The following is a 12,582-nucleotide window of genomic DNA, read 5'->3' as shown; positions in this document are numbered from 1 at the left end:
GCAAGCTTTTAAAGCTTGCCGGGTTCATTCTGTTGTTATATCTTCTTTATTTGATAATCACTTTTTTAGAGTATGTTTTTCCTTCTTTTGTCTGAAGTTTCATAATATATACCCCTTGTGGCTGTTTGGTATCAAAAGTATTTGATGTCAGCTTGGAACGGAATACTTCTTTTCCTGAAGTATTGGTTAAAGTAACTTCGGAACCTTCTGCAGAAACATTTTTGTCAAGAGTGAACTGCCCGTCCTGGCTGTGAGCCATGAAATTGATGAAAGGATCTTTGTACTGGTAAGCATAGTATACTCTAAGCTCTCCACCGATGTTCAATAATCCGGAATTCACATTTATTTTAATACGGTCAAAAGGGATGTTCATCGTCATCTCTATTTCTCCTTTGCTTGGATCTCCGCTTCCAAGAGTGATCAGTTTTGTGGCAAGACTTGTGTAATCGTTATTGGAAACATCTCCATTAAATGTTTCAATAGATACCCCGCCCAATAACTGTGCAGATAGAGGAGTCCCGTTTGAACCTATCGCAAGAACAAGTTTATTGGTATTGTTCGCAATATTGGTAGTTGGGAAAATCAATGTCTGTTCTGTTCTTGCAAGAAGACCCACAGAAACCTGTAGTGTAGAGTAATCGTTTTCGTTGCTTCCTACAGCATTCTCAGGATTCAATACACCGCAGCCCAGGCATACGCCAAGCACCTGATTGGTTTGGCTGCTTGCATAGGTTTTTACAATCTGAGCAAAAGACATTGTGCTGGTTAAAAATAGGAATGATGCCAAAACTGCAGCTTTCATCGTGCGTTGGCTCAATAATAAATAAGTTTTCATATGTAGAAAATTTTGGATTTTAGTTTTTTTGTAAATTTATAAATAAAATAATTATGTTGCATATTTTATTTCATAATTATGTGATTTGTTAATAATTTATTGATATTTACAATTGATGATTTATTATTATTTAATGAAGTGGTTATTTGTACTTGACTGAAAATGAATGTGAAAAATACGGCAGGCTTGAAAAAATCTACCGCATTTAATCTATCATTTATTAAATTATTTGATTACAATTTTTTTGGAATAGGTTTTACCTTCTTTCGTTTGCACATTCATGATATAAACACCTTCCGGCTGTTTCGGCTCAAATATATTTGAGGTCAGCTTGGAACGGAATACTTCTTTTCCTGAATTGTTGAACAAAGTAATTTCGGAACCTTCCACAGGAACATTTCCACCAAGAGTAACCTGTCCGTTCTGACTGTGAACCATAATATTCATTAAGGGATCCTGGTAAGAATAATAAACTCTGAAACCACCGCCAAGGCTTAGAACACCACCTGTTAATCCGATTCTTATCCCATCATAAGGCTTTGTAGGTTTGAATTCTATTGTACCTCTGTTTGGGGTTGCGCCCAGTTTAAGAAGGCTTACATCAATTGTTCTCCGGTCATCATTGGATGTACCGCCATTCATTGTTTCAAGCGTTACTCCGCTTAACAACTGTACAGATAATGGTATGTTGTCTGTTCCGATTCCTACTACCAGCCTTGTGTCAGATCTTAGGTCAGGAAAAATCAGAGTTTGCTGAATTCCTCCCAACAGGACTGTTCCCAACACCATTGTTGAATAGTCATCCTCATTATCTCCTACAGCGTTAAGGGGATTATCAATATGACATCCCAGGCAGGCTACTCCGAATACTCCGGAGCTTTGTGCGTGTGCATAAATTCTGTTTTGTGCCAAGGACATTGTGCCGGCAGAAAATAAAAATAAAGCCATCAATCCGGCCTTTAAAGAGGATGGGCTTCCCGAAAATAAATTGAATTTCATGTTATATATTTTAAAAATGAATAGTTTTATCCAAATTTAAGGATTAATGGAAGAAGTAAAAAAAATATTTCCATTATTGGTGATATTTTTAATGAAATTTAATATGACGTTCCTGTTGGGGTGAAAATTGTACAAGAGGTCTGGTGGATAGACTATTGTATCTGAAGAAATTATCGCTTAGTTCCTTAGGGTAGGTATAATGGAGCTATAGAAAGCTTAAACCTTGGGAAGAATCCCCGAAATCTATATATAGAAACGAAAAAAGGACTTTCGAAAAAGTCCTTTTGTAGCCCGTAGGGGAATCGAACCCCTCTTACCAGAATGAAAATCTGAGGTCCTAACCGATAGACGAACGGGCCCTCTATCTTCCATTACCGAAGTAATGTGTTAGCTTTTGTTTTTATAAGTGTCAACTCTTATTGTAGCCCGTAGGGGAATCGAACCCCTCTTACCAGAATGAAAATCTGAGGTCCTAACCGATAGACGAACGGGCCGGTTAGATTTATTTAAATATAGCTTTTTCTACAGTGATCTTTATAAAACCACCGATGTTACAGTGGTCTTATAAGATGTAAGTAGCCCGTAGGGGAATCGAACCCCTCTTACCAGAATGAAAATCTGAGGTCCTAACCGATAGACGAACGGGCCAGCTGTATTGTTACGCTAATTTATTAACGTGCTTTGTTAATTTGCTTTTCAAGTTAGCTGCTTTGTTTTTGTGGATAATATTTTTCTTAGCTAATTTATCCAATAAAGCGATAACTTTTGGCAATTGTTCTGTAGCAGCAGCTTTGTTCTCTTCATTTCTTAAAGCTTTTAAAGCTGTTCTAGCAGTCTTGTGGTAATATCTGTTACGAAGTCTTCTAGTTTCGTTTTGTCTGATTCTCTTTAGTGCTGATTTATGATTTGCCATATCGTTTAAATGTGAGTGCAAAACTATAAACTTTTTTTTAAACTACCAAATTTATTTTTAAAAATTTTAATTTTCTTCTGATAGATACTTTCTGAGTTTATTTATTGCCTGTTCTATTTTTAAATTTTCTTGTTCTTTCTCTAATTTTTTGATCGTATTTCCCAGCATGATCAGTGCATTATTCCATTCTCCAGTGGTATTGGTGAAAGTAAGTTCATCAATTGTTACTTCAAAAGCAACCCTTTCTCCAGTCCTGTAAAGCCTGAAACTGATTTTATCATCTCTGCCTGTAATCCCGCCTTCATTGATTTGTAAATCGTAACTTTTTGGGTTAGAGTGGATTTTCTTAAAAAGCAATTTCGCTTCTTGTATTTTTAAATCCGGCATGATATAAAATTTGATGGTCTGCAGAAAACTGCAAACAATGATTTATCAATAATATTTTTCATCAGTGTTACCATATTGGTAGAACCAACTATGGATAAATTTTTTGCAAATATAATGCTTTTGTGACATATAACATATAGGGATTGCCTTTTTCAAATAAAAGTAATGGACTTTTCAATAGAATAACAGTAATTCTCATGCTGTCAGTATATTAAAATTCGGATATTACTTCATCTATTATACTATAATCACAAAATTTGAAACATTCTTCCATACTGCTAATGCTCAAAAAGCTTTTTTTAAATTAAAAAACAGAATGAAAAAGCTTATAAAAAAACCTTCAACTGATCAGTTAAAGGTTTGTATTTTTGTAGCCTATAGGGGAATCGAACCCCTGTTGCAAGAATGAAAATCTTGAGTCCTGACCACTAGACGAATAGGCCAAATTTTGAGGTTGCAAAAGTAGGAATTAACTTTTAAACTTCAAAATTATTTTTTTTGATTTATCTGTAGACCTTTTGTATCACCGTATTTTTGATACCTTTGGCTTCAAGTTCCTTCTGAAGTTTTACAGCATCTTCCAATGTGTATACTTTTCCATATGTGTAGTAGAATACACCGTTGTCCTTATTTCGTTCCACATCTTTTAAATTCTGGAGGATATAAGAATTCCCGTTCAGTTTATCGCCTGCATACACTTCAATCGTATAATATCCCATGCTGATTCTCTGATTAGGCATAAATCCTACGGCAAATGCATTTCTGAAACCTGCATCTTTCGCTGTTTTAAGGTTAATATCTTTTACCGAAGCCATATTGGTGACAGCATAGTAATACTTGTACTGTCCGTTTTCTTTAAGCGTAAGAATATAGTTCAGGCCTTTCAGGGCAGGATCATTTTCATTGTATTTCGTAGGTGAACTCATTAATAGAATTCTGAAATCATTTTTCAAAGGAACCTCTGCAGGTTTTTCCGGCTCTGGCTTTCTTGTTGCAATAGAACCACCGGATTTTCTGTCAATCGCCTTTTTATAATCAATTATGGCATTGTAGATACTTTCTGCAATTTCAGTCTGCCCTTTATCTGAAGCGATGTAGTGACTTTCTTCAGGGTGATTGATGAACCCGGTTTCTATCAGTACAGATGGCATGGCATTCATACGGAGAACGTGAAGGTTTTTCTGAAATACACCTCTTGAAGATCTTTTATCTTTATTCACAAAGTTATCTTCTACCAATCCTCCCAAAAGAAGACTTGATTCGAGATATTTACTTTGTTGAAGTTTCAGGGCAATTAATGATTCCGGGGAGTCCGGATTATAAGAACCAAAGATCTGCTTATCTTTTTCATCCAGGAAAATTACGTCATTTTCTCTTTTGGCTACTTCCAGGTTTTCATTATTCTGGTTGGGTCCCTGCACATACGTTTCTGTTCCATACGCTGTAGGTCTCTGGGAAGAGTTACAGTGAATGGATATAAAAAGGTCTGCTTTGCTTCTGTTGGCCAGATTGGTTCTGTCAGACAGAGACGGATACTCGTCTATTTTACGGGTATAGATTACCTTAAAATCTCTGTTTTTTTCTAACATGGCACCCACTTTTAACGTAATGGCAAGTGTAATGTCTTTTTCTGCGACTCTTCCGATGTCCGAATAAGTCCTGTTGGCTCCATGATCACTTCCTCCGTGTCCCGCATCCAGAACGATAGTAAACTTCTTCTGGGAGAAAATAAAGTTGCTGATAAGGATAAGGAGAAATGATAAAATTATTTTAAAATTTTGTTTGTGCATCTTACAGTTATAAAAATTATATTAATTTTGGGCCTTAATTATATAGTATAAAATTGGCCAAAACCGTCTTCAAAAATATATTACAAATTTTAATTATCCTAATTTTTAACAATTTTTTAGCACAGAAAACTCCTGAAAAATTGCCTAAAAATGCGGTTAATGATACTATTTCCAAAAAGGATACCATAGTTGTAAAAAAAGAAACCCTCAATGATGTTCTCCGTACAAAAGCGGATGATCAGAGAAGAGACGTTCCGAAAAAAATGACATTCCTGAACAAAAATGCTCAGGTAAAGTATCAGGATATGCAGATTGATGCAGATTATATCTCTATTGATGATAATAAAAATCTGATCTATGCAAGAGGAAAACAAGACTCTTTGGGCAAGATTGTGGAGCCTGTAATCACTACGCAGGCCGGAAAAAAATACGAAACTAACGAATTCAGCTATAATACAAAAACAAAACAGGCCATTGCCTTCAATGCAAGAACAGAAGAAAGTGAAGGGGTAATTATAGCGCAGAAAACTAAAAAATATAATGATTCCGTATTTGCAATGAGAAAAGCAGATTATACAACGGATGATTATTTTATCAAGAAAAAAGATACGGCAGCGGATTATTTTATGAGAGCTTATAATATTAAGCTGATTAAAACCAAAACAAAATCCCAGATCGTGACCGGTCCTATTCAGATGTTTATCGAACAGGTTCCTACACCGCTTTATCTTCCATTCGCTATTTTACCATTCTCAGATAAAAGAGCTGCAGGTATTCTGATTCCAAGTTTCGGGGAAAGAGAAGATGTAGGTTTCTTCCTGAACGGAATAGGATATTACCAACCCATTGGGGAACATTTTGACCTTAAGGTTTTAGCAGATATTTATACAAAAGGAAGCTGGAATTTACGTCCGCAGGTGAATTACCAGAAAAAATACCGTTACTCAGGAAACTTTACGGCAGATATCGGTACAATGGTGAGAGGAATCAAAGGTCTGGACGATTATACTAAAAACAGTACCTACCGAATCAACTGGACTCACTCGCAGGATTCCAAAGCCAATCCTTTCCTTACATTCAGTGCTTCTGTTGATATTGTAAGTACCAAGTTCTATAACAACCCGCTTAACAACAATTACATTTTCAACCAGAATGTATTGAATACTCAGCAGAACTCTACGGTAACCCTTACCAAAAGATTCCTGAAACTGCCGATGACGATTACGGGAACTGCTTCATATTCCCAGAACTTTGCGACAGGATTGGCAGACCTTCGTCTTCCGCAGATGAATGTGGCCATCAACCAGTTCTATTTATTTAAATCAAGAACAGGGATCAGACAGGGATTGCTTGAAAATATTACAGTGAATACCGGTTTCAACCTTACCAATTTCGTGAATACTCAGGAAAATGAGTTGTTTAAAAAAGAAATGTGGGATAAAATGCAGACCGGCCTTAAAAATAATATCGCATTGGCTACCAATACAACTTTGGCGAAATATTTTACTTTCAGTTTAAGTGCGAATATTGACAATGCCCTGACAACAAAAACACTGAACAGATATTATGATCCGGTAAAGAATGTAACTGTTGATGAAATCAATAAAAACTTTACAGGATATTCTACTTTCTCCACTTCCGCCAGTCTCCAGACGACACTTTTCGGAATGATGAAATTCAAAAAAGGATCTGCTGTGGAAGCCGTAAGACATATGATGACCCCGAGTGTAAGCTTTACTTATTCCCCGGATTTTTCAAGTCCTAATTTCGGATATTACAGAAACTATTATAATGCAAACGGAGCGTTGACGCCGTATTCTATTTTTGAAAAAGGAATTGTCGGAAGCCCGTCAAGCGGTATGCAGGGAGCTTTAGGTTTCAATATCGGTAACAATATTGAGATGAAAGTAAAGTCTAAGAGTGATTCTACGGGAGTAAAGAAAATCAAAATTTTTGAATCTTTAAACCTTGCAGGAAGCTATAACTTTGCGGCTAAAGATCACCCTTGGTCTGTGTTCTCCATCAACGGGCAGTCTTCATTTTTCAATAATAAACTGACGGTAAATACCAGTCTTGCACTGGAACCTTATAAAATCGAGTTCTTGCCGGGACAGGATACAGGAATAAGAACAGAGCAGTTCGGACACTTCAGTGTACAGGGATTCAATGTTCAGCTATCATATCCTTTAAGCAGCGAAATTTTTGGAGAAAAAACAGATTATGCCAAAAAGTATTCTTCGAAAGGAGAAATCCGAAATGAAAATTATTATTTTGATGATGATCATTATGCTCATTTTGATCAGGCCTGGACTTTAAATGTCAGCGCCAATTACGCTTATTCTAAAGGATTAAGCAGGTTTGGTAATAAAATTGCATCTTTAGGTTTGGATGGAAGCATCAAACTGACTCCATACTGGAATATCAACGGAAGTACCCATTATGATATGGTGACCAAAGAATTGGCATATACAAGAATTGGTTTTTCAAGAGATCAGCGAAGCTTTACGATCAATTTCAACTGGGTTCCTTTCGGACAGTATAAAGTGTATGACTTCTTTATCGGTATCAAAGCCAATATCTTAAGTGATGCCTTGAAGTACAAAGACAGAAGCTTTACCCAGCCTAATGCACCTTTCTAATATCAGATTGGCATTTGAGAATATAAATTTTATATTTGCAGGCAGAATAAATTCTAATGAAATCACTGTTGGCAGAATTCAAAGACCAACGAATATGGCAGATAGTGATTGCTTATGACCCTTAGAAAAAAATTAAATATCCGCATATGAAACAAATAATCAACACAGTTAATGCACCTGCAGCAATCGGACCTTATTCACAAGCTAATATGGCCAACGGAGTTTTGTATATCTCCGGGCAGATTCCTGTAGATCCTGCAACTGGTAAACTGGTAGAAGGAATTGAAAAGGAAACGCACCAGGTAATGAAAAACCTTGAAGCTATCCTTACTGAAGCTGGCATGACTTTCAAAAACGTTGTAAAAGCTACTATCTTTCTTAAAAGTATGGATGATTTTGCTGTAATGAATGATATCTATGCATCTTACTTGGATTCAGAAAGCTATCCTGCCCGTGAAACAGTACAGGTTTCATGTTTGCCTAAAAATGTGGATATCGAAATTTCTATGATTGCACATCAGGATTAATGAATTTTATAAGAAATACAATTGCGGTTCTGATAGGTCTTGGTATTGCAGGGCTTATTATTACTCTTGGTATAAGGGCTTTTCCGCAATGGGTAACTTTTGAGGCTTTTGCTCCGTTTGAGCATTGGCAAAGGTTTCTCTTCAGTATGAAAGATGATAAGGCGTTTTTTGGCTTCCTTTTATTTATTTCCGGATTAGGAACTACGATTGGAGGAGTGGCAACAGCAATTATCGTTAAATATGCTAAAGTAGCCTATGCTATTCTGATTGGCTTTATTATGCTTTTTATTGCCATGTTGGATGTTATTATTTTTCCTTATCATCCTACATTTTATAAGATCTCCATTTTTCTTACGTTCTTTCCGTTTTCCTGGATTGGAGGGAAGATTGTAGAAGTGATCTATGAGAGAAATAAAAAGAAAAGTATAGCTGACAAAATGAACAAGTCTAAATAAACAATAAAAAAGCGCTGCAGATTTCTGCAGCGCTTTTTGTTGAAAAGAGTTAGTAGATTTCCGTATTAAACATATTTCAAAAAATAAAGTGGATAATCCAGCTCAAAGGTTTCATGGAAAATGGTAAATCCATTTTGTTGGTAGAAGGTTCTGTTTTCTAATGTTGTTGTTTCAACATATATGAGTTCGTTCTCATATTTACTCATAGATTCTTGTAAAAGTTTTGTTCCAATTCCTTTTCCCTGTTCACCAGGAACTACAGCCATTAACCATAAATGAACAAATTTTTCTTCCGGATGAAATTTTGCTAAGAGTTTTTCTCGTTGTAAAACTTTAAAGATATTTTCAATTCCAATACAATTGAACAGCAATTTTATTTCAAGCCAGATTTTTTTTAAACTGATCGGGAATTTGTCTAAGTATAAAATGCACGCTTTGTGATCGTCGCTGAGAAATATACTTCCATTTAGCATTGATAAATCAAATTGAAACTCCATTAATGCTTTCAATCTCTTATATCTGTTGCCAGAATTCTTTATGACAAAATTGATAGAATTGGGAATAAGAACATTTATGAAGGACTGGCATAAAATAGTAACGACTTTCTCTCTATCCTCATAGGTAGCTTTTTTCATGCATTTTTGTTTTTTCAAATATATAAAAAATAGAAGTGTGTTTATCAGTGTTTTATATGGCTTGTGTTAGTTTCTGCATTGAGTTTAGTTAACTTTTTTTCATAAAAAAACCATTCTTAAGCAAGAATGGTTAAATTTTTAATGTGAAATCAAAAAAATTCAATTAAGGCATTTTGAATCCTTTCGTATAAATTCTTCCGTAATCATCCACGAATTTCACCTGTACATTCCCCTGATATTTCTCAAGGATCTTTTCTACATCTTTCTGTGAATTGACAGGTTTGCCGTTTACCTCGATGATGATATAGTTATCTACAATTCCGATTTTAGCCATTTCACTGCCCTCAGAAACGTTTTTAGCTACTACACCACTGTTCAGTCCATATTCTGTTTTGAAACGCTCCGTAAGAGGGTCAAATTCAGATCCGATTTTTTCTGTTACGCTAAGATCGGCTTTCGTTCTGGTTGAAGTTCCTCCTTTCTGGTCTCTGAGCGTTACCGAAGTAGTTCCTTCTTTACCATTTCTTGAATAGGTTACCTGAACTTTGTCACCAGGACGCTTGCTTCCGATAGACATGGAAAGATCAGCAAAGTCTGTAATATCGTAGTTGTCTACTTTGGTGATAACGTCTCCTTTTTTCAATCCTGCATCTTCAGCACCACTGTTTTCACCAAATCCTGTAATATAGATTCCTGAACCTACTTTCAGATTGGTTTTAAACTGCTTGTTGTAAGATGCTACTAACTGATCATTTGAAAGATCTAAAGACTGAACTCCAAGGAATCCTCTCTGTACGATTCCGAATTTCTTGATATCCTCAACAATTTTTCTCGCCAGGTTAGAAGGAACGGCAAATCCGTATCCCTGGTAATATCCTGTGGTAGACTGAATCGCAGAGTTGATCCCGATAAGTTCTCCATTGGTATTTACCAACGCACCTCCTGAGTTACCCGGGTTAATAGCAGCATCCGTCTGGATGAAACTTTCGATAGGATTAGCAGCTTTTCCCTGGCTTCCCAGGATTCCGATACCTCTTCCTTTAGCAGAAACAATACCTGCTGTTACCGTAGAGTTTAATCCTAGTGGATTTCCTACCGCAAGAACCCATTGCCCTACGTCAATATTGTCAGAATTCGCAAAATTCAGATAAGGAAGCCCTTTTTCTTCAATCTTTAATAAAGAGATATCTGTATTGGGGTCTGTTCCAACCAATGTTGCAATATATGATTTTTTGTTGCTTAGTACGACTTCCAGCTTATTGGCACCTGCTACCACGTGGTTGTTGGAAATGATATAACCGTCCGGAGAGATGATTACCCCTGAACCCATTCCCGATGGCATATTATCAGGAACCTGCTGCTTTTGTCTCTGCTGGCCTCTTCCCCCGAAAGGATCTCCGAAGAAAAAGTCAAACAAATCCTGCTCTGAAGCTCTGCTTGATGTTCTGCTTTGATAATTTTTAATAGTTACTACAGCGGGAACGGTTGTTTTAGCCGCCTTTACAAAATCATCACCTACGGCTCCCGTATTCATTCCTGCGAATGAAGTATTGGGTGCTGCTGTTGTGAAATAAGATTGATCTCCATTGTTGGAGCCGTGTCCGAAATATTGTAAAGCTCCAACGGTAGTAGCTCCGGAAAGGACTCCAACTACTGCAAATGGTAATAGTTTTTTTAAAGTACTCTTCATTGTATATCTTTCTTGTTTATTAATTAATTTTCTTTTTATGTTTTTGAGTAAACAAATTTAATGTTAAATAAGTAAGCAATTAGTATGCTATGTTTCAATTTTAACTAAAATTTAACGGCTATTATATGATTTTGTGCCTTATGTCATAATTGTTAATGCCACAGTTAACAAAACTTAAAAAAAAATTAAAGAAAATATGGCAGACTTATCATACATAGTGATCTGATTTTCATTGCTGGCAGGTTACTGCTTATTGTTCGTAATTGGTGTCATAAATATACTTAATTCTAAAATTATTATCTTTGCAAAAATTTTTATTCTCACTTAAAACGTTTATAGCATGCAACTGTATAACACCTTAAGCGCAGAAGAAAGAGCTCAACTTATTGATGAAGCCGGTAAAGACCGCCTTACCTTGTCTTTCTATGCGTATGCCAAAATCGAAGACCCCAAAAAATTTCGCGACGAATTATTTATAGCCTGGAATGCCCTTGATGCTCTTGGCCGTATTTATGTTGCTACAGAAGGAATTAATGCTCAGATGAGTGTTCCTGCAGATCAGTTTGAGGCTTTTCGTGATACGCTGGAAGTTTATGACTTCATGAAAGGAATCCGTTTGAATGTAGCGGTAGACCAGGACAATTACTCATTTTTAAAATTAACCATAAAAGTCAGAAACAAAATTGTTGCTGACGGTTTGAATGACGAAACTTTTGATGTGACCAATAAAGGAATTCACTTAAAAGCTCAGGAATTCAATAATATGCTGGAAGACCCCAATACCATTGTTGTAGATTTCAGAAATCATTACGAAAGTGAAGTAGGGCATTTTGAAGGTGCCATTACTCCGGATGTGGAAAATTTCAGAGAAAGTTTACCCATCATCAATGAACAGTTACAGGATTTTAAAGAAGATAAAAACCTGCTGATGTATTGTACCGGTGGAATCCGTTGTGAAAAAGCAAGTGCTTACTTCAAACATCAGGGATTCAAAAATGTATATCAGCTGGAAGGCGGTATCATTGAATATACACGCCAGATCAAAGAAGAAGGAATAAAAAGTAAATTCATTGGTAAAAACTTTGTATTTGACCACCGCCTGGGGGAGAGAATTACAGATGATATTATTGCACAATGCCACCAGTGTGGAAAACCTTGTGATAATCATACCAATTGTGCCAATGATGCCTGTCATTTGTTGTTTATCCAATGTGACGACTGTAAAGCTGCGATGGAAAACTGCTGCTCTACAGAATGTCTGGATACCATTCATTTGCCGTGGGATGAACAGGTGAAACTGAGAAAGGGATTACAGGTTGGAAATAAAGTATTCAGAAAAGGAAAATCAGATGCCCTGAAATTTAAAAACTCAGGAGATTTAACTGATAAGCCTTTGGCAAAAGCTGAGACAAAAAATATCCGTCAGAAGATTGCTGTCAAAAAAGAATTGATTGGTAAAGCAGAGCATTACTATTCAAAATCAAAAATTGCACAGTTTTTAATTGAGAACAAAGATCTGTCAATAGGTGATAAAGTATTAATTTCCGGTCCAACAACAGGAGAACAGGAAGTTACCATTACTGAAATCTATGCTAACGGAGGGCCTTGTGAAACGGCAAACATTGGAGATCAGATTACATTTGCACTGCCATTCAGAGTTCGTTTATCTGATAAATTGTACAGAATTGTGCAAAATGCATAATTCATAGCTG

The 12,582-nt window shown here is 36.2% G+C and carries 11 protein-coding genes and 4 tRNA genes; 4 read left to right on the top strand and 11 right to left on the bottom strand.

Annotation, left to right across the window (positions count from 1 at the left end):
- Window positions 1–46 precede the first annotated feature (46 nt).
- From AC5YGI_RS00165 to AC5YGI_RS00125, 9 genes are all read right to left on the bottom strand, one after another.
- Complete coding sequence (locus AC5YGI_RS00165) at window positions 47–835, bottom strand: T9SS type A sorting domain-containing protein (protein WP_330745077.1); 789 nt, start codon at window positions 833–835, stop codon at window positions 47–49.
- Between the two features lie 225 nt (window positions 836–1,060).
- The gene (locus tag AC5YGI_RS00160; RefSeq protein WP_330745078.1) at window positions 1,061–1,834 is read right to left on the bottom strand and encodes a T9SS type A sorting domain-containing protein; all 774 of its coding nucleotides are present in this window, start codon (window positions 1,832–1,834) and stop codon (window positions 1,061–1,063) included.
- Between the two features lie 287 nt (window positions 1,835–2,121).
- Window positions 2,122–2,193, bottom strand: a tRNA-Glu gene (locus tag AC5YGI_RS00155).
- A gap of 63 nt (window positions 2,194–2,256) precedes the next feature.
- Window positions 2,257–2,328: transfer RNA gene (locus AC5YGI_RS00150), tRNA-Glu, on the bottom strand.
- A gap of 82 nt (window positions 2,329–2,410) precedes the next feature.
- Window positions 2,411–2,482 (bottom strand) — tRNA-Glu (locus tag AC5YGI_RS00145).
- A gap of 10 nt (window positions 2,483–2,492) precedes the next feature.
- Window positions 2,493–2,747, bottom strand: a complete 255-nt coding sequence (rpsT, locus tag AC5YGI_RS00140) for a 30S ribosomal protein S20 (RefSeq protein WP_002983073.1) — start codon at window positions 2,745–2,747, stop codon at window positions 2,493–2,495.
- Window positions 2,748–2,813: 66 nt separating this feature from the next.
- Window positions 2,814–3,134 (bottom strand): hypothetical protein, encoded by a 321-nt coding sequence (locus AC5YGI_RS00135; protein WP_105683297.1) that lies wholly within the window; start codon window positions 3,132–3,134, stop codon window positions 2,814–2,816.
- 371 nt (window positions 3,135–3,505) lie between these two features.
- Window positions 3,506–3,577, bottom strand: a tRNA-Glu gene (locus AC5YGI_RS00130).
- 60 nt (window positions 3,578–3,637) lie between these two features.
- Window positions 3,638–4,924, bottom strand: coding sequence for an N-acetylmuramoyl-L-alanine amidase family protein (locus AC5YGI_RS00125; RefSeq protein WP_227940981.1), 1,287 nt, complete (start codon window positions 4,922–4,924; stop codon window positions 3,638–3,640).
- Between the two features lie 53 nt (window positions 4,925–4,977).
- On the opposite strand from AC5YGI_RS00125, the gene AC5YGI_RS00120 reads away from it, so the two are divergent.
- The 3 genes from AC5YGI_RS00120 (at window position 4,978) to AC5YGI_RS00110 (ending at window position 8,545) form a co-directional block, all read left to right on the top strand.
- Window positions 4,978–7,563, top strand: a complete 2,586-nt coding sequence (locus AC5YGI_RS00120; protein ID WP_454510961.1) for a putative LPS assembly protein LptD — start codon at window positions 4,978–4,980, stop codon at window positions 7,561–7,563.
- Window positions 7,564–7,709: 146 nt separating this feature from the next.
- Window positions 7,710–8,090 carry a RidA family protein gene (locus AC5YGI_RS00115; RefSeq protein WP_034694591.1) on the top strand — a complete coding sequence of 127 codons (381 nt, stop codon included), beginning with the start codon at window positions 7,710–7,712 and terminating at the stop codon, window positions 8,088–8,090.
- Complete coding sequence (locus AC5YGI_RS00110; protein WP_034694594.1) at window positions 8,090–8,545, top strand: hypothetical protein; 456 nt, start codon at window positions 8,090–8,092, stop codon at window positions 8,543–8,545. The genes AC5YGI_RS00115 and AC5YGI_RS00110 overlap by 1 nt, the downstream gene beginning before the upstream one ends.
- A 65-nt stretch (window positions 8,546–8,610) precedes the next feature.
- Here AC5YGI_RS00110 and AC5YGI_RS00105 read toward each other — a convergent pair whose 3' ends face one another.
- Both AC5YGI_RS00105 and AC5YGI_RS00100 read right to left on the bottom strand, forming a co-directional pair.
- Window positions 8,611–9,180, bottom strand: coding sequence for a GNAT family N-acetyltransferase (locus AC5YGI_RS00105; protein WP_330745080.1), 570 nt, complete (start codon window positions 9,178–9,180; stop codon window positions 8,611–8,613).
- A gap of 163 nt (window positions 9,181–9,343) precedes the next feature.
- The gene (locus tag AC5YGI_RS00100) at window positions 9,344–10,870 is read right to left on the bottom strand and encodes a trypsin-like peptidase domain-containing protein (RefSeq protein ID WP_202840891.1); all 1,527 of its coding nucleotides are present in this window, start codon (window positions 10,868–10,870) and stop codon (window positions 9,344–9,346) included.
- Between the two features lie 340 nt (window positions 10,871–11,210).
- Here AC5YGI_RS00100 and trhO point away from each other — a divergent pair, with 340 nt between their 5' ends.
- A complete protein-coding gene (gene trhO, locus AC5YGI_RS00095) occupies window positions 11,211–12,572 on the top strand; it encodes an oxygen-dependent tRNA uridine(34) hydroxylase TrhO (RefSeq protein ID WP_330745081.1) in 1,362 nt (453 codons plus the stop codon).
- The last annotated feature ends 10 nt before the right edge of the window (window positions 12,573–12,582 follow it).

This window comes from Chryseobacterium sp. CS3K3.1, from assembly GCF_059515165.1.
The sequence above is the reverse complement of the archived record's forward strand: the minus strand, read 5'-3'. Positions and strand labels throughout refer to the sequence as shown.